15 protein-coding genes are annotated in these 21,230 nt (G+C 61.5%); 9 read left to right on the top strand and 6 right to left on the bottom strand.

Translation table 11 applies throughout. The annotated features are described in order from the left end of the window. Positions 1-142 precede the first annotated feature (142 nt). Both DFR38_RS12400 and glmS read left to right on the top strand, forming a co-directional pair. Positions 143-934, top strand: a complete 792-nt coding sequence (locus DFR38_RS12400) for a DeoR/GlpR family DNA-binding transcription regulator (protein WP_059285292.1) — start codon at positions 143-145, stop codon at positions 932-934. Beyond that, positions 934-2,763, top strand: a complete 1,830-nt coding sequence (glmS, locus tag DFR38_RS12395; protein WP_059285291.1) for a glutamine--fructose-6-phosphate transaminase (isomerizing) — start codon at positions 934-936, stop codon at positions 2,761-2,763. Before DFR38_RS12400 ends, glmS begins: the two co-directional genes overlap by 1 nt. A gap of 193 nt (positions 2,764-2,956) precedes the next feature. Here the strand turns inward: glmS and DFR38_RS12390 are convergent, their stop codons facing one another. From DFR38_RS12390 to DFR38_RS12370, 5 genes are all read right to left on the bottom strand, one after another. Next, positions 2,957-3,661 carry a peroxiredoxin-like family protein gene (locus DFR38_RS12390; RefSeq protein WP_059285290.1) on the bottom strand — a complete coding sequence of 235 codons (705 nt, stop codon included), beginning with the start codon at positions 3,659-3,661 and terminating at the stop codon, positions 2,957-2,959. Positions 3,662-3,761: 100 nt separating this feature from the next. Beyond that, on the bottom strand, positions 3,762-4,301 hold the full coding sequence (locus DFR38_RS12385; protein WP_059285289.1) for a carboxymuconolactone decarboxylase family protein: 540 nt from the start codon (positions 4,299-4,301) through the stop codon (positions 3,762-3,764). Between the two features lie 133 nt (positions 4,302-4,434). Further along, complete coding sequence (locus tag DFR38_RS12380; RefSeq protein WP_059285317.1) at positions 4,435-5,328, bottom strand: LysR family transcriptional regulator; 894 nt, start codon at positions 5,326-5,328, stop codon at positions 4,435-4,437. A gap of 120 nt (positions 5,329-5,448) precedes the next feature. Continuing rightward, positions 5,449-7,065: a methyl-accepting chemotaxis protein gene (locus DFR38_RS12375; RefSeq protein ID WP_059285288.1), complete on the bottom strand. Its 1,617-nt coding sequence runs from the start codon at positions 7,063-7,065 to the stop codon at positions 5,449-5,451. A 342-nt stretch (positions 7,066-7,407) separates the two neighbouring features. Further along, complete coding sequence (locus DFR38_RS12370) at positions 7,408-8,751, bottom strand: MFS transporter (protein WP_059285287.1); 1,344 nt, start codon at positions 8,749-8,751, stop codon at positions 7,408-7,410. A gap of 186 nt (positions 8,752-8,937) precedes the next feature. Here DFR38_RS12370 and DFR38_RS12365 point away from each other — a divergent pair, with 186 nt between their 5' ends. The 7 genes from DFR38_RS12365 to DFR38_RS12335 all read left to right on the top strand — a co-directional run bounded on the left by DFR38_RS12365 (position 8,938) and on the right by DFR38_RS12335 (position 20,218). Beyond that, positions 8,938-11,067 carry a sensor histidine kinase gene (locus DFR38_RS12365; protein WP_211310759.1) on the top strand — a complete coding sequence of 710 codons (2,130 nt, stop codon included), beginning with the start codon at positions 8,938-8,940 and terminating at the stop codon, positions 11,065-11,067. Beyond that, complete coding sequence (locus DFR38_RS12360; RefSeq protein ID WP_110313469.1) at positions 11,064-11,663, top strand: response regulator transcription factor; 600 nt, start codon at positions 11,064-11,066, stop codon at positions 11,661-11,663. Before DFR38_RS12365 ends, DFR38_RS12360 begins: the two co-directional genes overlap by 4 nt. A 714-nt stretch (positions 11,664-12,377) precedes the next feature. After that, positions 12,378-13,541, top strand: coding sequence for an HD-GYP domain-containing protein (locus DFR38_RS12355; RefSeq protein ID WP_059284976.1), 1,164 nt, complete (start codon positions 12,378-12,380; stop codon positions 13,539-13,541). Beyond that, positions 13,541-15,130: a methyl-accepting chemotaxis protein gene (locus tag DFR38_RS12350; protein WP_158527735.1), complete on the top strand. Its 1,590-nt coding sequence runs from the start codon at positions 13,541-13,543 to the stop codon at positions 15,128-15,130. Before DFR38_RS12355 ends, DFR38_RS12350 begins: the two co-directional genes overlap by 1 nt. After that, a complete protein-coding gene (locus DFR38_RS12345) occupies positions 15,123-16,367 on the top strand; it encodes an HD-GYP domain-containing protein (protein ID WP_059284978.1) in 1,245 nt (414 codons plus the stop codon). The genes DFR38_RS12350 and DFR38_RS12345 overlap by 8 nt, the downstream gene beginning before the upstream one ends. 124 nt (positions 16,368-16,491) lie before the next feature. After that, a complete protein-coding gene (locus DFR38_RS12340; RefSeq protein ID WP_146215975.1) occupies positions 16,492-17,250 on the top strand; it encodes a hypothetical protein in 759 nt (252 codons plus the stop codon). A gap of 292 nt (positions 17,251-17,542) precedes the next feature. Continuing rightward, positions 17,543-20,218 carry a bifunctional diguanylate cyclase/phosphodiesterase gene (locus DFR38_RS12335; protein ID WP_059284980.1) on the top strand — a complete coding sequence of 892 codons (2,676 nt, stop codon included), beginning with the start codon at positions 17,543-17,545 and terminating at the stop codon, positions 20,216-20,218. Here the strand turns inward: DFR38_RS12335 and DFR38_RS12330 are convergent. Further along, the gene (locus tag DFR38_RS12330; protein ID WP_059284981.1) at positions 20,215-21,141 is read right to left on the bottom strand and encodes a LysR substrate-binding domain-containing protein; all 927 of its coding nucleotides are present in this window, start codon (positions 21,139-21,141) and stop codon (positions 20,215-20,217) included. The two genes, DFR38_RS12335 and DFR38_RS12330, sit on opposite strands and share 4 nt — an antisense overlap. Between the last annotated feature and the right edge of the window lie 89 nt (positions 21,142-21,230).

Below are 21,230 nucleotides of genomic sequence, written 5' to 3'. Positions count from 1 at the left end.
CCGGGTTTTTGCTGTCCATTATCTTTCAATGTTGTCAGTTTTCTTTCGGTTCGAAAGAAAAGTAACAGTTTTGTTGTTTTGTTTCATTGCCAATGCCATTTCGCCTTGCTATCATCGGCAAACTTTCGAAACGAAACCACGCATGACCAAACGAAACACCCAGCAGCGCCGCCATGCCATTGCCACCCTGGTGCAAGAGCGTGGTGAAGTCAGTGTCGATGAACTGACCCAGCGCTTTGCCACCTCCGAAGTCACCATCCGCAAAGACCTGGCCCTGCTGGAAACCGGCGGCCTGCTGCTGCGCCGTTACGGCGGTGCCGTGGCCTTGCCCAGCGAAATGGCGGTGGAGCCGGAAGTGGGGGCGGTATCCGACCGCAAGCTGGACATCGCCCGTGCAGCGGCCGAACGCATTCGCGATCACAACCGCATCATCATCGACAGCGGCACCACCACCAGCGGCATGATTCCGCTGCTGGGCAGCAAGCGCGGCCTGGTGGTGATGACCAACTCGCTTAATGTGGCCGCTGCGCTGCGCGAACTGGAAAACGAACCCACGCTGCTGATGACCGGTGGCACCTGGGACCCGCACTCCGAATCCTTCCAGGGCCAGGTAGCCGAGCAGGTATTGCGCTCCTACGATTTCGACCAGCTGTTTGTCGGTGCCGACGGCATCGACCTGGAACGTGGCACCACCACCTTCAACGAACTGGTGGGCCTGTCGCGGGTGATGGCGGAAGTGGCGCGCGAAGTCATCGTCATGGTGGAGTCGGACAAGATCGGCCGCCGCATTCCCAATCTGGAATTGCCGTGGCACACCATTCATACCCTGATTACCGACGAGGCACTGCCAGCGGCATCCAGGGACATCATTCAGGCCAAGGGCATCACGCTGATCTGCGCGCCTGCCGGCAACGATAGTGCAAGGAGAAAATAATGTGTGGCATCGTCGGCGCCATTGCGGCGCGTAATGTGGTTCCGGTTCTGGTGGATGGCCTCAAGCGCCTGGAATACCGCGGCTATGATTCCGCCGGTATTGCCGTGCATACCGGGGATGCCATCAGCCGCGTGCGCCGTGTCGGCCGTGTGGCGGAAATGGAAGCCGCCGCCGCAGCGGAAGGGCTGCAAGGCCAGCTTGGCATCGGCCACACCCGCTGGGCCACCCATGGCGGTGTGACCGAGCACAATGCTCACCCGCACATCTCCTTCGACAAGATTGCCGTGGTGCATAACGGCATCATCGAAAACCATGAAGAACAGCGTCAGCGCCTGAAGGAGCTGGGTTATGCCTTCACCTCGCAGACCGACACCGAAGTCATCGCCCACCTGGTGCATCACTACTATCAGGGCGGCGTCAGCCTGTTTGATGCAGTCAAGCAAGCCACCCGCGAGCTGACCGGTGCTTACGCCATCGGCGTCATCGCGCTGGACCGTCCGGACGAACTGGTATGCGCCCGCATGGGCTGCCCGCTGCTGGTGGGGCTGGGCGAGGGTGAACACTTCATCGCTTCCGACGTGTCTGCCATTCTGTCCGCCACCCGTCGCGTCATCTTCCTGGAAGAGGGCGATATCGGCCTGCTCACCCGTGACAGCGTAGTACTGCATGACAAGAACGATCAGGTGATCGAACGTGCTGTGCATGTGTCCGACGTATCGCTGGCTTCGCTGGAACTGGGCCCGTACAGCCACTTCATGCAAAAGGAAATCCACGAACAACCCAAGGCCCTGTCCGACACCATCGAAGCGGTGCTGGAAAACGGCTTTGCCGCCGGCCTGTTCGGTGCGCGTGCCGCCGAACTGCTGCCGCAAGTGGAGGGGGTGAAAATCCTGGCCTGCGGCACCAGCTACTATGCCGGTCTGACTGCCAAATACTGGATTGAAAGCATCGCCGGCATCAGCTGCGATGTGGAAATCGCCAGCGAATACCGCTACCGCGACGCCTTTGCCAACCCCAAACACCTTGTGGTGACTATCTCCCAGTCCGGCGAAACGCTGGACACCATGGAAGCGCTGAAATACGCCAAGGAACTGGGCCACAGCATGGCCCTGTCCATCTGCAATGTGCGTGAGTCCGCCATTCCGCGCGCCAGCGAACTGGTGTTCTACACCCGCGCCGGTGCTGAAATCGGCGTGGCTTCCACCAAGGCCTTCACCACCCAGCTGGTCGGCCTGTTTGCCTTGGCGGTGACGCTGGGCAAGCTGCGCGGCCGCGTGGATGCAGCAGCCGAGCATGATTATCAGGAAGCGCTGCGCCAGCTGCCGGGTTCGGTACAGCATGCGCTCAATCTGGAGCCGCAAATCAAGGCCTGGTCCGACAAGTTTGCCGCCAAGCAAAACGCCCTGTTCCTCGGCCGTGGCCTGCACTACCCGATCGCGCTGGAAGGCGCGCTCAAGCTCAAGGAAATCTCCTATATCCACGCCGAAGCCTACCCGGCCGGTGAGCTGAAACACGGCCCTCTGGCACTGGTGGATGAAAGCATGCCGGTGGTGGTGATTGCCCCCAACGACGCGCTGCTGGAAAAAGTGAAGTCCAATATGCAGGAAGTCCGTGCCCGCGGCGGCGAGCTGTTCGTATTTGCCGATCTGGACAGCCATTTCAGCGAATCCGACGGCGTGCATGTGATCCGCACCCCGCGCCATGTTGGCGTACTGTCCGCCATTGTGCACACCATTCCGGTACAGCTGCTGGCCTATCACGTCGCCCTGGCGCGTGGCACCGACGTGGACAAGCCGCGCAATCTGGCCAAGAGCGTGACGGTGGAGTAAGCAAGCCCGAGTGATGTGACTGGTGTTTGCGCACAATAAAGTTGCAGCACAGACAATAAAGTCCAGTCATTAACAATTAAAGTGTGCAGCACAGCCCGGCCGGGAGACCTGCCGGGCTGTTTGTTTTTGCGACAGGCTGTGCTGCCTGCCTGCTCGCCCAGGCAAGCGGCTGGCGAGAGGACTGCTGGTGGGGCTAGGCCAGTCCTTGCAGCGCCTTGATGGCTTCTGCCGGCTCCAGCCGCTGGCGGTAGTCGGGATCAACAAAGGCCAGCCGGATCAGTCCAGCGCGGTCTAGCACATAGCTTGCAGGGATGGGCAAGGACCATTTGCCATCGCCGTTGTGCTGCGGCAGGTCATGCCCGAACTGCTGATACAGCCGGATGATCGGCGCTGCCATCTCAAACCGGATACCCAGCGCTGCGGCCAGTTGGCCTCCCGCATCACTGAGCAGGGTAAAGCTCAGGGCATTGCTTTGGGCGGTGTCTGCGCTGTGCTCGGGTGTTTCCGGGGAAATGGCGATCAGTTGGCCTCCTGCCGCCTGTATCTCGGCCAGGGCGTGCTGATAGGCGCGCAGCTCCAGGCTGCAGTAGGGGCACCAGCCACCCCGATAGAAGGTGATGATGGCCGGGCCTTTGGCCAATAAGTCATAGATGCGTAGCCGCTGGCCGCTGGCGTCGGACAAGGCCAGGTCCGGGAAGGGGGCGCCCGCTTTCAGCGCGTGCTCGATCATGCCGCTGGCCAGCAGGCGGGCATTGTCCTGGCTGATGGTGTTGGCAATGTCTTGTCCTGCGCTGGCCAGCAGGCGGGCATTGTCCTGGCTGATGGTGTTGGCAATGTCTTGTCCTGCGCTGGCCCGCCAGCGCGCCTGGAGACTGTCTAGTTGTGCTGATAAGCGCATGATGACTCCACGGGCATGGTGGTGCAGGGTGCTGCCATGCCGTGCGTAATGGTCTGTTTGCTCTCCTCCATGGCCGGACGGGCTGCGCGTCGTGCCGGCTTCAGTCGTCGATGTCGATGGCAGCCGGGAAGTCGACCGGAATGTCGGTCACGCTGTGCAGGTAATTGCTGATGATCTTGTCTCCCACCACCATCAGGGTGTCGATCAGATTGGCCTTGCTGTAACCGGCAGCAAAAAAGGCGGTTCTGGCGGCCTCGCTGTCATGGCCACGAGCCACGGCGACCTGTTTGACAAAAGCGGCCAGGGCAGCGAGTTTGGGATCGAAATCAATATCGGCACGACGAATCTGGATGATCTGTTCGTCGGTGAAACCGTGCATCTTGCCCAGGGCGGTATGGGCGGCCAGGCAGTAGCGGCAGTGGTTGACCTGGCTGACCACCAGATTGATGACCTCCCGTTCGCGCCCGCTGAGCGAGGATTTGGCATTTTGCAGGGCCAGATAGGTGGCCAGTGCGGTATCGGAGTGAGCAAAGGTGGCATACAGATTGGGCACAAAGCCCAGTGCCTTTTGCAGGCTGTCGAAAATGGCCTGATTGGCCGGTGCGACTTGTTCGCGCTCGGGAACATTGATGGTGCTCATGCTGTTTTCCTCTGGGTTGAATGTGCCCCACGGCGGGGATGGGGCCATTCTGTCCCGGAGCAGACCTGCCGATAAGACGGCGGCTCCGACTATCAGCTATTCCTGCGAGGAATGAAGCGGGTCGTCACCCGCATCAGGCCCGCGCTGCAGCCAGTTCGGCGGCCACGAAATCGACAAAGGCCCGCGCCTTGCTGCTGGCCAGGCGGCCATTCGGGAAAACCGCCCAGAGTTCCACTGGCGGCAGCTGCCAGTCGGGCAGCACCGGCTCGACGGCACCGCTGGCCAGTTCTGGCGCGAACATCCAGGCCGAAGCGATGGCCAGCCCCATATCGGCCAGCACGGCGGCACGCACGCCCTCTGCGGCCGAGACCCGTACCCGGCCATGCACCGCGACCGATGCCTCGCTACTGCCCTGGCGGAAGGTCCATGTGGCATTGCGCTGACCTTGCAGATAGACGATCACCTGATGGGACAGCAAGTCTGCCGGGCTGTCTGGCCGGCCTGCGCCTGCCAGATAGCCGGGCGTTGCCACCACCAGGCGCGGTGACTGGCTGATCTTGCGTGCGGTCATGGTGGAGTCGCCCAGGCTGCCCATGCGCAGCGAAACATCGATGCCTTCTTCAATCAGGTCAACATTACGATCATCCAGAATGACATCCACTTCCAGCGCGGGATGGGCAGCCAGAAAGCGGGGCAGGGCGGGAAGAACATGCAGCCGGGCAAAGCTGACCGCGGCAGAGACACGCAGGCGGCCAGACAGGCTGCCGGCCGCGCCCCGCGCCGCCAGTTCGGCAGCATCCGCTTCCTGGATGGCCAGCCTGGCCCGCTCAAAAAAATGCAGTCCGGCTTCCGTGGGGCTCAGGCCGCGCGTCGAGCGGGTCAACAGGCGTACGCCCAGGTGTTCTTCCAGCTGGGCCACCGTTTTGGATACGGCGGGTTGCCCCACACTCAGGCGTCGTGCTGCCGCAGAAAACGACCCGGCCTCTACGACGCAGACAAAGGTTTCCATGGCGGCGAATCTGTCCACAGCGTATTTCCCCATTCATTGGCCAGCACCGAGTATGGCGCAAGCACTCTGCAGCGCGCCACGGCCAGCGTGTGCCTGAGCGCAACAATCGGGCGGCGGCCGTGGCTGCCACCCGCCCTGTCAGCGCGCCAGCCGGAAGCGTTGCAGTTCCCTGGTCAATTCGGCGGACAGGTTGTCCAGCGATTGCGATGTCCGGGCTACCGCGGCAGTGGCCTGCAGATTGTCCGAAGCCATATTCCCCACCTCGGCAATGCTTTGCGCGATGGTGCTGCTGTCCTGCATCTGGCGCGACAGGGTGGTGGCCAGCTGGTCTAGCCGGCCAAGCGACTGCTCGGCGCCTTCCCGTAACTGGTTCAGCGGCTGCACCATTCCCTCGATCAGCTCGACACCGCGGCGCATTTCTTGCTGGCCCAGATCGATTTGCTGGATGGCAACACTGGTTTGTTTGTCGATGGCATCAATCACATCATCAATTTCGGTGGTGGCCTTGGAGGTGCGGTCCGCCAGCTTTCTCACTTCGTCGGCCACAATGGCGAATCCCCGGCCGGCTTCGCCGGCTCTGGCCGCTTCAATGGCGGCATTCAGGGCCAGCAGATTGGTTTGGTCGGCGATTTCCTTCACGGTGGTCAGCAGTGCGCGTACCGAGATGGCGCGTTCGCGCAGGGTATCGACCGCATTGGCGGATTTGGAAATGGTGGCGGCAATGCCGGTCACTTCATTGGACGCGGTGTTGATCAGCTCGCAGCCCTGCGAGGCCAGATCGCGTGCGGCCTCGGCCTGCTGCCGGCTGCTGCCGGCGGTCAGCGCGATGTCCTTTGCCTCGTGGGCAAAGCTGGCGGTGGTGCGTGTCACCTGGGCCACCGCCTCGTGCTGCGCCTTTGAGCTGGCTTGTACATGTTCTACCGGCAGGCTCATCTGCTCTGCCGCCTGGCGCATGCTGTGCGCCGAGGCATGAATGGAGCCGATCAGCTTGGACAGCGCGCTTTGCATGGTGATCAGGGCGCGCGCCAGCACGGCAGTCTCGTCCTTGCCTTGCACATGCAGCTGATGATCCAGATCGCCGGTGGCCACCCGGCTGGCAAAGGCCACCGCCTCGGACAGGGGCAGGGTGATGCTGCGTGTCACCACCCAGGCCAGCAACACGCTCAGCACCATGGCCGCCACCGTCATGGACATGACCATCAGGCGGGCATTGGCCTCGGATTGCACCAGGGCATGCTGGCCATCTTTCATGGCCTGCTGTTCCTTGGCCAGCAGTGTATCCACCGCCCCCAGCAGCGCTTTCAGCGCCGGCTGGGTATGGCTGAGAAAATGCTGGTGTGCCGATGCCGGGCCATCCAGTTCGATTTGTTCCACCGTGTCCTGAAAGGCGTGCCGGTAGGCTGAGGACAGTGCGCTTATCTGGTCCAGTGCCTCCTTGTTGCCGCCATCCGGACTGGCCTTGCGCAAATTCTCCAGTGCCTTGGCCGCGGCGGCATTGATTTCATCCATGTTTTTGTACAGGGGAATCCGCGCATCCCGCTCACTGGTCACCAGCAGCTGCAACAGGGGGAGCGCCGCGGCTTGTGCATCGGTTTTCAATTCATTGGCCAGGGCCACGCGCGAGGACTGATCCTCCACTATTGTGGCCGTGATGTTTTTTTGCTGGGTCATCTGGTGCAGGGCAAAGGCGGCCACCAGAATCAAGGTCAGTAACAACATGCCAAAAGCCAGAATCAAACGGCTGCCGATGCTCATGCATCTGATTGCATTCACAGATTTTTCTCCCAAAACATGGTCGCTACCCGATATCGGCTTGTTTTCCATCATTCAGTCACGCTGCATGATGGGAGAATAACCGCTGTGCCGTGCTGCTGGCGAATACTCTATACGGGTGGGCGCTGGCCTGAACGGGCTGCAGCCCCCGGTGGCGGGCCGGGTGTCATGTGGCGCAGCTTGTGCGGGCAGGCTGCAGGCGGTTTGCCTGAACATTTCCGGGCGATGATCTGATTTGAAGAATGGCTGAGGTCACAAAAAAAGCACCGTGTCCCCTGTTTGGGGAGACGGTGCCGTGCTGAGCGCTAACGCCATCAGGGCGCGCTATCCTGCTTGTTGTCCTTTGATTTCGGCATCGATTTGCGAATGGGCCGCGGTATCGCGCATGAACCAGCAAACCAGCAAGGAGCACGCGATCACCGCCGTGGCATACCAGTAGAAGCCGCTTTCCAGGTGGATGGACTTGAACCACAAGGCGAGGTATTCGGCGGTGCCGCCAAATACCGATACGGCAAAGGCGTAGGGAACGCCCACCCCGGTGGCGCGAATGGTGGCGGGAAACAGCTCGGCCTTCACCAGGGCATTGATCGAGGTATAGCCGGAGACGATGATCCAGGCGCAGGCGATCAGGCCAAAGGCTTCCCAAGGGCCGCTGGCATGGCGGATGGCGGTGAGCAGCGGCACGGTGAACAGGGTGCCCAGCAGGGCAAAGCCGATCAGCAGCGGTTTGCGGCCAATGCGGTCGGACAGCGCGCCATACAGCGGTTGCAGGCACATGGCGAACAGCAGCGAGGCGGCAGATACCGCTGTGGTTTGCATATCAGTCAGGCCCACCGACAGGCGCAGGAATTTCTGCATATAGGTGGTGTAGACATAGAAGGCCAGCGTGCCGCCCATGGTCAGGCCCACCACCAGCAGGACCTCTTTGGGGTGCTGGGCCAGTTGGCGCAGCCCACCCATTGCCTTGGCTGATTTGCGCGCCGTTTCAAACGACTGGGTTTCCGGCATGTTGTGGCGCATGCGCAGGGCCAGGATAGCCAGCCCGGCACCGATGACAAAGGGAATGCGCCAGCCCCAGGCGCGCAGTTCTTCGGCGCTGAGCAGGAATTTCTGCAAGACCAGCAGCAGGATCAGTGCCAGCAGCTGGCCGCCAATCAGGGTGACGTACTGAAAACTGCTGTAGAAACCACGGTGTCTGGACGCAGCCATTTCCGACAGATAGGTGGCACTGGCACCGTATTCGCCGCCCAGGCTCAGGCCCTGCAGCAGGCGCGCCAATAGCAGGATGCAGGGCGACAGGATGCCGACCGAGGCATAGGTGGGGGCGCAGGCAATCAGCAGGGAGCCAAAGCACATCAGCAGCACCGAGGCCATCAGCGCGGTCTTGCGCCCCATGCGGTCGCCAATATGGCCAAACAAAATGCCGCCGATGGGGCGGATGAAAAAGCCGAGGGCAAAAATGCCGGCGGTGGACATCAGCTGGGCAGTGGGATCCTGGGCAGGGAAGAAGCTATTGGCAAAATACAGGGCGAAGGCGGAATAGCAGTAAAAATCAAACCATTCGACCAGATTGCCGGCGGAACCGACAAAGATGGCGCGCAAGCGTTTGGCGGAAATGCGTTCGCCGGTCTGGCCGTCGCTGGCCGGCCTGGTGGAAGCGGTGCTCATTGATGGTCTCCTTTTGTTGTGCGGGGGCGGGCAGGTCTCCCCCGTTTTTGCCCTTTTACTATGGCAGCCATGGGGCGGGCGGGCATCCGCAACTTCGTCGCGCCCCTCTCCGTAAAACTACGGAGAAGTGTTCCAAAGCGCGGGGGCAGCTGTTATGTTCGTCTGCTCTGCCTTGTGGGAAATGCCATGCTTGCCTGGTTCAATGCACGCCACTGGCGCAGGCTGCTCACGCTGGCCGGCGCGCTTGTTCTGATCGTGGCGTCGGGCAACTGGGCTGCGCAGCACGAGCTGCAATCCAAGACGGTGGCCTTGCGCCAGGCCGCCGCCGCCCATGTGCTGGGCTTGCGGGGCCTGGTGGAAAAGCATGATTTCCTGCCTTATGCCGCGGCCCGCCATCCGGATGTACAAGCCTTGCTCAGCACCCCGCACGATGCCGCCTTGCAGCGGCGGGTCAATGCTTACTTTGCTGATTTGCAGCGCACTACCGGTGCGGCGGCCCTGTTTCTGATCGACCGTGCCGGGCTGACACTGGCGGCCAGCAACTGGCAGCTGCCGTCGAGCTTTGTCGGCGAGTCTTATCGCCAGCGCCCCTATTTTGAAAACGCCTTGCAAGGCCAGCGTGGCCTGTTTTACGGCCTTGGCCTCACCACCGGCCAGTCCGGCCTGTTCATTGCCGAAGCGGTGCGGGTGCATGGCGTCATCCTGGGGGTGGTGGCGGTCAAGATCAGCCTGGAGCCCTTGCAGGCGGCGTGGATGCGCGGCAGCGACCCGGTGGTGCTGCGCGATGGCCATGGCATTGTCTTTCTGAGTGCCGTGCCCGAATGGCTGTTTCACAGCATCCAGCCGGTGTCAGCGGCGGATTTGCGCTGGATAGGCAGCCATCGCCAGTATGGCAGCCGCGAACGTTTTGCCGTGCTGCCCTGGCGGCGTGAGCCGGCGGCCGACACCGGGGGCTTTGTCCTGCATACCACGGTGCAAGGCCAGCGCCGCGAGCTGTTTGCGCTGGATACCCCGCTGCCGGAGCTGGGCTGGACCCTGACGGTAACCACCGACATGAAGGAGGTGGTGCAGGCACGGCAGGCTGCGCTCATGCTCAGCGCCTTGGCGGTGGCGCTGCTGCTGCTGGGCATTCTGTACTGGCGGCTGCGCGAGAAGCGCTTTGTCGAACAGCGCGCGGCGCGGCTGGAACTGGAGCGCCGGGTGGAAGAACGCACGCGGGATCTGGAAGAGGCGCACAGCTTCCGCAAGGCCATGGAAGACTCCTTGCTGGTGGGCATGCGCGCCCGCGATGCAGCCGGCACCATCATCTATGTCAATCCGGCACTGTGCGCCATGGTGGGCTATGAGGCGGAAGAATTGCTGGGGCGCCGTCCGCCTTATCCCTACTGGCATCCGGATGATCTGGAAAAACAGGCTCGCGAGAGCGACGAGGTGCTGCAGGGGCGAGCCACCCCGCAGGGCTTCGAGTCACGCATCCGCCACAAGGACGGACGGGATGTGATCACCATGGTGTACACCGCGCCACTGGTGGATGCCCAAGGAGTGCACCGCGGCTGGATGAGCTCGGTGGTGGACATCACCGCGCAAAAGCAGGCCGAAGCGCGCCAGCGCGATCAGGAGCTGCGGCTGGCCCGTAGCGCCCGGCTGGCCAGCGTGGGGGAAATGGCTTCCACCCTGGCGCACGAACTCAACCAGCCGCTGATGGCCCTGTCCAATTTCGCCATTGCCGCACGGGCGCTGGCGGCGCAGGGCGCCACCGACATGCTGGCCGGCACGCTGGACGAAATCGTCGAGCAGTCGCGACGCGCCAGTGAAATCGTCAAGCGGGTGCGGGTGTTCATCAATCCGCAGCGGGCGCACTACGAAAGCCTGCGCATGGAGAATGTCATCTCCCATGCGGCGTTGCTGCTGAAGCCGGAATTGCAACGCCACGGCGTGCAGTTGCAACTGCTGCTGGACGATGCGGCGGCACCGGTGCGCGGTGACACGGTGCTGCTGGAGCAGGTGCTGGTCAATCTCATCCACAACGCACTCCACGCCATGCAGGGCCAGCCGGCACCCTGCCGCACCATTACCCTGGCCTGCCAGCGGGTGGAGCAGCTGGTCAGCATCAGCGTGGCCGACTCGGGGCCGGGCATTCCCCCCGAGCAGCGCGAACAGATCTTTGCCCCGTTCTTTACCACCAAGCCGGACGGGCTGGGGCTGGGGCTGAATATCTGCCGCACCATCATCGAAGCGCATGGCGGTGCCATGACGGTTGACGACCGTGCCGGCGGTGGCGCGGTGTTTACTTTTACCCTACCGGTGGAACCATGAACGATTTGCCACTGACCCTGTTTCTGGTCGACGACGACGAAGCATTGCGCCGCTCGCTGATCCTGCTGCTGTTTTCCCAGGGGCTGGCGGTGCAGGCCTTTGCCTCGGGCGAGGATTTTCTTGGCGCGGTCAACCTGCGCCAGCCCGGCTGCGTGATTCTCGACCTGCGCCTGGGCGGGATGAGCGGGCTGAGCGTGTTTGAGCAGCTGCTGGCGGCACACAGCCCGCTGGTCACCCTGTTTCTGTCGGCGCATGGCGATATTCCCACCGCGCTGGAGGCTGTGCGGCGCGGTGCCTACGACTGGGTGGAAAAGCCGGATACCCAGCAGCTGCTGGACAAGCTGCCGGCGGCCATCGCCCTGGCGCGCGCCCGCGCCCAGGCGCTGCAACGCTGGGCAGAGCTGACGCCGCGTGAACGCGAGGTGGCCCGGCTGGTCGGCCTCGGTCAGCCCAACAAGGAGATCGCCCGCATCCTGGTGCCGCCTTGTGGCCATCGCTCGGTGGAAACCCATCGTGCCAATATCTTCAGCAAACTGCAGTGCGCCAATGACAATGAGCTGGGTCGCTGGCTGGCGGCACATCCCTGGCTGGACTGAGCGCCCGGAATGGCATCCCGATGTTGCGCCCGCCTGCCGGGATGCCTGGTCGGCTGTTGGCGCCGGCTGCGGGCTGCGCACAAGATCCTGCCCGCGCTCGCTTGCGTCCGGCTCGCTAGCTGCTGTCATTCCCCGTGGCAGTCATTAATGCCCATGGTATTTAATTTTCCGCGCCAGCCAATATCCATCCTGTAACAGAGCAAAGCAGCCGCTCCACCAGCCGGCAGGGGTGAGGATGGCCTGTGGCTGTCGTGTTCATTTATCCCGACTGGCAGCGCCGCACAGTGGCTGGGCATCGACCCGAGCCGGCGCGGCTCGGTCTGTGGCGGGGCGTCCTGGCCCTGGGGCGCGCCAGGGCATTGCATGCAATTTCAATGCCTTGCCGACGCTGGCTGACGTGCTGCTGCTCGATGGCCTGAGCCGGTCTGGCCGCAGCACGATCCGCACCTGTTGCAGAAATGGATTTTCAGTGGCTGCAGACTCGTCCTTTTCCCCGCGATTTCCCAAAAATTTGATGATTGTCAAATTTGATGACATATGTATTTGAAATACTCGCGCAATGAAAATTGGGTTAATTTTAAACAGAAATTTAACCACTTTTAAAATATTTGGATTTTTGAAACTGAATCATGAATTTACCCAATGAACAGCATATGACGGTCCATGTCGGCGGCATGCTTGGCGGACGCCTGGTCTGCAAGAGGTGGAAATTTGATGGTTAAGCTACTGCGCAGAGCCAGCTTATCCGACCTCCCGGTCAACAAACCACTCGAGTGGTCCATTTACGATGCCAATAACAATCTCATCCTGCGCAAGGGCATCGTCATTTCCATGCCGGGGGTGGCCGAGAAAATCGTCCATCGCGGTTATTACATCGGTGAGCCAAACCCGGCAGAAGAAAAAAGCAATGAGGCGGCCAATGAGGACGAGCGTGACGAGTGGGCGGTGCGCGAACCCGTTTTTGTACTGGCCACCGAGTTGATCACCTCGATCTCCCGCATCCACAAGATCGTGCTCAGCCCGCCCAGCAATCTGTCCCGTATCGAGGACCTGGTGTGGCAGCGGGCACGGCAACTGATCCAGCTGCTCAAGCGCAACAGCGATGCCGTGCTGGCGGCGCTCTATCTGAACCAGAGCAGCCGGGAAACCCGCCCGGTCAAGCATGTGCTGGGTGCTGCCGTTGCTTACCTGATCGCCGTGCAGTCCTGCGATGACGACGCGCAGTTATTACCCCTGGTCTGTGCGGCGCTTACCCGCGACATCAGTCTTTACCACTTTGATCATACGTCCAGTCATTTGGAGATCATGTCTGATCATGAATACAGCCGCATCAAGGAGCACACGGTTTCTGCGGTACGCATGTTGCGCAAGCATGGCATCCATAACGAGGCATGGCTGCGCTATGTCTACGAGCATCATGAAAAGCCGGATGGCAGTGGTTATCCGCATGGCAAGAAAAATGACGAGCTGCATGAGTTTTCCATGATCCTCAGCCTGGCCGATACCTATGCCGGCATGGTGGTGGCCAACCAGCGGCGCAGCGGCATCCTGCCCGGCAACTCCCTGAAGGAAATTTTCGTCAGCAAGGGCAGCCTCTGCCTGGAAAAGCATATTTCGGTATTGATCAGGAAAATCGGCATCTTTCCGCCCGGTTCGCTGGTACAGCTGAACAATGGCGAGGTGGGCATCGTGAAAAGCTACTGCCAGAACAAGAAAAACCCGGAAGTGTACGTGGTGTCGGATGCCAAGGGATTTCCCAAGGCCGATCCGGTATTGCGTGATATCAGACAGCCCGAATTTGCCATCCAGAGCAGCATTTCCCTGGGTAAATGCAAGGTGGCAATGTTCTCCATCAAGAAGATTTGGCAGGAAGTGTAATGATTAATTTTAATGACGACGCAATGCTGGCGGATGCCGCCAGGGAAACATCGGCCATTGTTTCCAAGACCGACTTGTGCGGCATGATTACTTACGCCAACGATGCCTTTGTGCGCATCAGCGGCTATGCGCGGGAAGAGCTGATTGGCCAGCCGCATAACATCGTGCGCCATCCCGACATGCCGGCCTGGGCGTTTGCCGATTTGTGGAGCTCGCTGGAAGCGGGCGACCTGTGGCGTGGCATCGTGAAAAACCTGACCAAGGACGGTGGCAGTTACTGGGTGGAAGCCACCGTGGTGCCCATTCGCAAGGCGGGCAAGACCATCGGCTACATGTCGGTACGCACCATGGCGACCGAGCAGCAGATCGCGGCGGCAGAAAAACTGTACCGGGGCGAGGTGCCCAAGAAAAAGTCCGGCCTGAAGCTGAAGCGCATCCTGTCCATCCACTCCGGCTATCTGCTGGGTTCGCTGTTTGTCATGCTGCTGCTGGTGGTGGGCGGCTACCTGGGCATTGGTGGCATCCGCCAGGGCGGCGAGCAGCTGGTGTATCAGAACCAGCATGTGCTGCAGAACGTCGTGGTGCTGGGCGATCTGCACAGCGAAGTGGAAAACCTGAAACGCAATACCGGCCCGGTGGCACCGGTGCTCAAGTCGGTGGATGAGAATATCGCCCGGCTCAATGACCTGGCGGCTGACGAGAACTACCGCGCCAGTGTCGACGAGATCAAGAAAGACCTGGTCAAGCTGAGCACGCTGCAGGGGCTGGCGCATGCCGGCGATGGCCCGGCGCAGGAGCGTGCCAGCGCGGTGGCCGGTGAGCTGCAAACGGAAATTGCCAATCTGCGCAGCACGATACTGGAAGCGGCATCGCGCCGGGTCAGCCATCATCTGCAACGCAACGCGCTGATCGAAAACATCTCGCTCGCCGGCATTTTCCTCGGCATTTCACTGGTATTGCTGTTTGGCTGGTATTTCATGCGCAGCATCGTGCATCCGCTGGAAATGGCCATCGACAATTTCGACAAGATGGCCGAGGGCGACCTGACCGGCGAAGTCCAGCTGACCGGGGCCGGCGAAACCGGGCATCTGATCCGCTCCAGTGCCACCATGCAGATGCATCTGAAGGTGGTGATGGATGAGCTGCTGCTGATGTCCGAGCATATCGATCAGCATTGCCTGGCGCTGAATACCGCGCTGTTCGAGATCAGTGACCATCTGGATTGCCAGCATGACAAGCTGATCGAGGCCAAATCGCTGTTTGAAATGAATACCACCGTGGAAATCAAGGACAGGCTGGACCATGTGCGTGCCGCCATCCAGAGCGTGCTGGCGCTGGCCGGCGGAGATGCCGCCTTGCAGGAGGCCATCTGCAACGACATGGATGACATCCTCTGTCTGGAACAGTTGCGCAGCCATACCTTCAATGACTTCCTGGAGAAGATCCAGCAGTTGAGCGAACTGGTGGTGGATAACCGCATGGAAACCCACGAGGCGTATTCCATGTCGGCCCAGCTGCATACCATTTCCACGCAGTTGAAGCAGATGGTGAGCTATTTCGAAGTGGCACCCGGTACGCGCAATGGCTGAATACATCAAGAGGATCAGTATCGACCAGCTGCGCCTGGGCATGTATATCGCCGATCTGGATTGTGGCTGGATGTCTCACCCCTTCTGGCTGACGCGTTTCCGGGTCGAGCGGGAAGAGCAGATCGCGCAGCTGCGCGATGCCGGGATCATGGAGTTCTACATCGATACCCGCAAGGGCAGCGATGTGAGTGAGGCGCAGCTGAAGTCGGAGGTGGACCAGTCCATCGACGATGCGCTGCTGGATATCCTGGTGGAAAAGCCGAGTCAGGCGGTGACGGCGGAGCTGGGCGCGGAGTTGCCGCGGGCCAAGGCCATTCTGGATCGTGCCCATGCCACCATCCACAGCATCCTGCTGGATGCCAAGCTGGGCAAAAAGCTGAACATGGACCCGGTGCGCGATGTGGCGCAGGAGCTGGCCGATTCGGTACGCCGCAACGCGGATGCCCTGAACATCCTGGGGCGGATCAAGGAAAAGGACAGTTATATCTTTCACCACTCCATCAGTGTCGGGGTGCTGCTGATGATTCTGCAGCATGACAGCGGCCTGAGTAACGAGGAGGTGATGGATGCCGGCATTGGCGGCATGTTGCATGATATCGGCAAGATTTATGTCGATTCGCAGATACTCAACAAGCCGGGCAAGCTCAGCCATATCGAATTCGAGGCCATGCGCAAGCATGTCGGCTATGGCGTGAGCGTGCTCAAGCAATATCCGGAATTGTCCAGCGATGTGATCCTGCCGGCGCTGGAGCATCACGAGCGCTATGACGGCACCGGCTATCCCTTCGGCAAGAAGGGCGAGCAGATCAGCAGCCTGGGGCAGAAGGCCGCCATCATCGATGTCTATGATGCGCTGACTTCCGACCGCTGCTATCACCTGGGCATGACGCCGCCGATGGCGATCCGCAAGATATTCGAATGGAGCAAGCACCATTTCAATCCGCAGCAGGTGAAGGATTTTGTCAAAAGCATAGGCATCTATCCGGTGGGCACCCTGGTTTCACTGGAAAGCGGCAAGCTGGCGGTGGTGGTGGAGCATAACTACGACGATCTCACCAGCCCCAAGGTGCTGGCGTTTTTCAATATGCAGAACAAGCTGCACATCAAGCCGCACCTGATCGATCTGGCCCGGCATTTCGGCTTTGGCGGCGGCGACCGGGTGCTGCGTTACGAAGATGAGCGCAAATGGGGACTGGACCCGCACCATTACCTGCAGCAGTGGCTGGCCTGGGACTGAGCCGCTCTGCCAACGCCATGACGGCTCGTCGCGGCGCGGATTTTGTCCGGCACCGGCGCCGGATTGATGCTAATACGCATTATCGCAAGCGGCTGGAGGGTGTGGTCTCATGTGGCGGATGGTCATGCGCGGAGTGCTCCTGCTCGGCCTGTTACCGGTGGCGGCGGAGGCTTGCAATGGTACGGTCACGCCGGATGGCCCGGCGGCTTATGATAGGCCGGACATCCACGGCATTGCGGTGTTTCTGCCGCAAGTGCTGGAAAATGCCGTGGACAGCCCCTTTGCCAACCTGATCAGGGTGGTGAACAAGTACTACCCCGCGGGGCGGATCAGTCTCAGCATCGAGCCGGTGCGGCGGGTCTATCTGGACATCAACGACCAGAATGCCGATTTTCGTTTTCCCATCATGAAAATCCGCGATGGCGCGGACAATCAGACGCCTTATCAGTTTGCTCATGAGATGCTGGGCAAGGTCAGCTTTGTGCTGTACAGCAACAAGGCCAGGCCGCTGGACAAGGCGGCGCTGCTGGACATGGCCAATCTCAACAAATACCGGCTGGCAGCGCCACCCACCAACTGGGGCTTTCACACCGACAGCGTGGTGGATCTGGAGCGCTCGCTGAAAATGCTTAATCAGGGGCGGATAGACGGGGTGATCTGGGCGCAGGAGGAAGCGGATTTCCTGATCCGCAAATTCAGGCTGGATCATGTGCACCGCGCCCATTTCGACGATTACCCGGATGTGATCTTTCTTTCCTGCAACCAGCGTGGCAATTATGTCAACCAGGTGTTGAGCAAGGCGATTGCCGCCGCCCGCGCCAGTGGTGAGCTGGCGCGCGCCTATGCCGCGGTGCACCAGCCCTACCATGACTGGCAGCCCTGAGCGCCAACCGGCAAGGGCCCTTCAGGATGGTGCGCGGGAGCGTCAAGCTGAAAACAGCCAGACATTTCTGGTCGCTGACCGTGCAAACCACGCTCCTAGCGCTGACCACTTGCCATGGGGCAGTCATCCGGAAAAATCCGCGCTGTATCGCTGGATCCGGATATTAATGTCAATGTATTTTTCCATGTGTCGCCAGCTTGATTTTTGTCAGCCGGATGATGGTGAAGTGGCTAGGACAGCCAGATAGGGTTTGCTAACATGGCCTGCAGCATCAACCATCCTTATCTGGCCCATGATCCAGCGTCCGCAACGCATCTACCTGGTGTTCTTCCTGCTGCTGTTCATGGGCACGGCCGCGCTGATCGCTTTTCTGCTGGGTACGGCCTATGTCGAAAAACAGCACCAGGCCGAAGTGAATGCCCGCAATGTGGTGGCCGTGCTGGAGGCCCGGCTGGAAGCGGCGCTGCGGCGTACCCAGGCCAATCTGGAAGAGCTGGCCCAGCGCACGCCGCTGTCCGCCCTGTCACTGGCGGCCCGGCCACAGTATGCCGCAGCCATGCAGCAGCAGCTGGCCCTGCCGGCACGCCATTTTCCCGAAATCATCGGCCTGCGGCTGATCGATGCCGAGGGGAATGTGCTGTATGCCTCCGATCACTTGCTGCCCCAGGCCAATGTGCGTGACCGCAGCTACTTCATTGCCCTGAGCCAGCACCCGCAGCAACGCCTGTTTTTTTCCGAAGTGACCACCGGCCGCATCAACCACAGCCTGCAGCTGTATATGGCGGTGCCGATCCGTACCCCACAGGGGGCGTTTGCCGGCATTGCCATGGCGCCGCTGGATATCGGCTATTTCCAGCAGTTGTTCGACGCGGTGGACCTGGGGCCGCATGGGGTGATTACCTTTCGCCGCAGTGACGATGGCCGGCTGGTGTTGCGCCATCCGGCACGGCCGGGCACGGTCAACCAGACCTTGCATAACAATCCCATGCACCAGCGGGTGGAGGCCGGCGCGCAGCAGGGGATGATCCGTTTTTATGCCGCCATCGACCACATCGAGCGGGTTTACGCTTTCAAGCGGGTGGGCGATTTCCCTTTCTATGTGGCCGCCGGCATTGCCAGCAATGACTTTCTGGCACAGTGGTATGCCACCTTGCTGGGTACGGTGGTGGTGTCCTTGCTGTCGCTGCTGCTGCTGGCCTGGCTGCTGCAGCGCCTGCGCCGCTCGGAAGAACGCCAGCGCCATGCCAGTGGCGAGCTGCAGGCCAGCGAAGACCGCTTCCGCCAGTTGTTCAATTCGGTGGGTGAGGGCATCTGCGGCATGGATGAGCAGGGCCGCTACCTGTTTTCCAATCCGGCCGCCCGCCAGTTGCTGGGCCATGCCGACGAAGCGACCCTGCGCGTGGCGGACCTGCCGGGGCTGATTCATGCGCAGCAGGCCGATGGCCGGCCGCTGCCGGCGGCGAACTGCCTGATTCGCCAGGCGCTGCAGCAGGGACGTAGCGTGCATGAGGCCGACGACGTATTCACCCGCGCCGATGGCAGCCTGCTGGCCGTGCGTTACGATGCCTACCCGCTGCTCAAGGATGGCCAGAATGTCGGCACGGTGCTGCTGTTCCAGGATATTGGCGAACGCAAGCGCCAGCAGCAGCAGATTGCCTTCCTCGCCCATCATGATGCACTGACCGGCCTGCCCAACCGCATTCTGGCCGAAGACCGCTTCTGCCAGCAGGCCAGCCTGGCCCAGCGCCACGCGGAGCAGCTGGCCATGCTGTTTCTGGACCTGGACGGCTTCAAGACCATCAATGATTCACTGGGACACGATGTGGGCGACGAGATGCTGCAAGCGGTGGCGCAGCGCCTGCAGTCCTTGCTGCGCGAGCAGGATACCGCCTGCCGGCTGGGGGGCGACGAGTTCCTGCTCTTGCTGCCCGGCTTGTGCGGCATGGGTGGGCTGGAGGGACTGACCTCGCTGATCGGGCGCATCCTGCATGGCCTGGAGCAGCCTTTCATGCTGCACAACCATCAGCTGTCCACCTCGGCCTCCATCGGGGTGGCGCTGTATCCGGCCGATGGCGAGGACTTCACCACCCTGATGAAAAAGGCGGATACCGCCATGTATCACGCCAAGGATGCCGGGCGTAATACCTACCGCCTGTTCGACGAAAGGATGAATGTCGAGGCGCAGCAGGTATTGCGGCTGCGCAGCCATTTCATGGCGGCACTGGAGGCGGGCCAGTTCGTGCTGCACTATCAGCCGCAGGTCAGTCTGGAGGACGGCCGCATGCTGGGGGTGGAAGCACTGGTGCGCTGGCAGGATGGCGAGCGGCTGATTGCACCGGCCGAGTTCATCCCCATGGCCGAAAGCAGCGGCCTGATCGTGCCGCTGGGCCAATGGGTGCTGCGCGAAGCCTGCCGCCAGGCGGCGCTATGGCAGCCGCTGCTGGACCACCCCTTGTCTGTGGCGGTGAATATCTCGGCAGTGCAGTTCAAGCGCGGCAATCTGGAACAGACCGTGGCCGAGGCGCTGGCCCACAGCGGCCTGCCGCCACAGCTGCTGGAACTGGAGCTGACCGAAACCACCTTGCTGCACCAGACCGAAGGTGTGCAGCACACGCTGTCACGGCTGAGCGAACTGGGCGTCAGGCTGGCCATCGACGATTTCGGCACCGGCTATTCCAGCCTGGCCTATCTCAAGCGCTTGTCGGTCAACAAGCTGAAGATTGATCAATCCTTCATCCGCCATCTGGCAGAAGATGCCGACGACGGCAATATCGTCTGCGCCATCATCGAAATGGCGCGCAAGCTGCAACTGCAGACGCTGGCCGAAGGGGTGGAAAGCCAGCAGATTGCCGAACTGCTGCGGCAAATGGGATGCGAGCAGGCCCAGGGCTATCATTTTGCCCGGCCGCAGACCGCTGCCCGGTTGCACGCCACCCTGCTGGCCCAGCGCCAGGCACCGGCGGCCTAGCCGGCCGGAGGATAGGAGGGGTGGCCGGGCGGAATCAGGTCGGTCACCAGAAAATCGATAAAGGCCCTGATCGCCGGCGACAAGCCGCGCCGGCTGGTAAAGGCCGCATGCAGAATACCCCAGGGGCTGTCGAACTCCGGCAGCAGCCGCAGCAAGCGCCCTTGCTGCAAGGCCTCGTCACAGACCATCACTGGCAGGGCCGCCACGCCCAGGCCGGCAATGGCCGCCTCCAGCAGTACCAGCAGGTCGTCGGTCATCAGGCGCGGGCTGTCGATCTGCAGGTTATAGGTGTGGCCGGCCTGGTCCAGCAGTTGCCACTGGCCGCGGCCATCCGGGCGGCTCATGGTCAGTGCCGGCAGGGCGAGCAGGTCGGCCGGCGATTGCGGCATGGGGTGCTGGCGCATGAAGTCCGGGCTGGCCACCAGAATGACCTGGCTGACCGACAGCTGGCGCACCACCAGATTGGCGCTGTTTTCCAGGCTGTTGCGCACGCGCAGGGCGACATCGATATTGTCCTCGATCAGATCCACCCGCCGGTTGGTGGCCTCCAGGCTGACCCGCACCTGCGGATGGCGCAGCATGAAGCGGGGCAGGGCCGGTGCCAGCAAGGTCTTGGCCAGCAGTTCCGGGCAGCTGACCCGTACCAGGCCGCGGGGTTCGGCGGTGATGCGGGCAATGGCGTCATCCGCCGCCTCGGCCTCGGCCAGCATGGCCTGGCAATGCTGGTAATAGCTGCTGCCGACTTCGGTCAGTGCCAGCCGCCGCGTGGTACGTTGCAGCAGACGCACCCCCAGTCGCTCCTCCAGCTCGGCCACCCGGCGCGACAGCCGTGATTTGGGTATGCCCAGCATGCGGCTGGCCGCCATGAAGCCGCCGAATTCCACCACCTTGGCAAAATACAGCAGGTCGTTGAGGTCTTGCATCAGATTGTCCTATCGGTGGAACAATGTTTCCTTTTTTTGCAGTCTAGTCATGATTGGTGTCAAAAACTACCATTCACCCATACCCAACT

Source organism: Aquitalea magnusonii, assembly GCF_003202035.1.
Classification (GTDB): domain Bacteria; phylum Pseudomonadota; class Gammaproteobacteria; order Burkholderiales; family Chromobacteriaceae; genus Aquitalea; species Aquitalea magnusonii.
Note: the sequence above shows the minus strand (reverse complement) of the source record. Positions and strands in the feature narration are given on the sequence as shown.

Excerpts from the sequence above, each read along its gene's own strand:
- DFR38_RS12355 (WP_059284976.1), top strand. The coding sequence starts at position 12,378 with ATGGTTAAGCTACTGCGCAGAGCCAGCTTATCCGACCTCCCGGTCAAC.
- DFR38_RS12390 (WP_059285290.1), bottom strand. The coding sequence starts at position 3,661 with ATGCGCTTATCAGCACAACTAGACAGTCTCCAGGCGCGCTGGCGGGCC.
- DFR38_RS12370 (WP_059285287.1), bottom strand. The coding sequence starts at position 8,751 with ATGAGCACCGCTTCCACCAGGCCGGCCAGCGACGGCCAGACCGGCGAA.
- DFR38_RS12335 (WP_059284980.1), top strand. The coding sequence starts at position 17,543 with ATGATCCAGCGTCCGCAACGCATCTACCTGGTGTTCTTCCTGCTGCTG.
- DFR38_RS12360 (WP_110313469.1), top strand. The coding sequence starts at position 11,064 with ATGAACGATTTGCCACTGACCCTGTTTCTGGTCGACGACGACGAAGCA.
- DFR38_RS12365 (WP_211310759.1), top strand. The coding sequence starts at position 8,938 with ATGCTTGCCTGGTTCAATGCACGCCACTGGCGCAGGCTGCTCACGCTG.
- DFR38_RS12375 (WP_059285288.1), bottom strand. The coding sequence starts at position 7,065 with ATGAGCATCGGCAGCCGTTTGATTCTGGCTTTTGGCATGTTGTTACTG.
- DFR38_RS12400 (WP_059285292.1), top strand. The coding sequence starts at position 143 with ATGACCAAACGAAACACCCAGCAGCGCCGCCATGCCATTGCCACCCTG.
- glmS (WP_059285291.1), top strand. The coding sequence starts at position 934 with ATGTGTGGCATCGTCGGCGCCATTGCGGCGCGTAATGTGGTTCCGGTT.
- DFR38_RS12385 (WP_059285289.1), bottom strand. The coding sequence starts at position 4,301 with ATGAGCACCATCAATGTTCCCGAGCGCGAACAAGTCGCACCGGCCAAT.
- DFR38_RS12340 (WP_146215975.1), top strand. The coding sequence starts at position 16,492 with ATGCGCGGAGTGCTCCTGCTCGGCCTGTTACCGGTGGCGGCGGAGGCT.
- DFR38_RS12345 (WP_059284978.1), top strand. The coding sequence starts at position 15,123 with ATGGCTGAATACATCAAGAGGATCAGTATCGACCAGCTGCGCCTGGGC.
- DFR38_RS12350 (WP_158527735.1), top strand. The coding sequence starts at position 13,541 with ATGATTAATTTTAATGACGACGCAATGCTGGCGGATGCCGCCAGGGAA.
- DFR38_RS12330 (WP_059284981.1), bottom strand. The coding sequence starts at position 21,141 with ATGCAAGACCTCAACGACCTGCTGTATTTTGCCAAGGTGGTGGAATTC.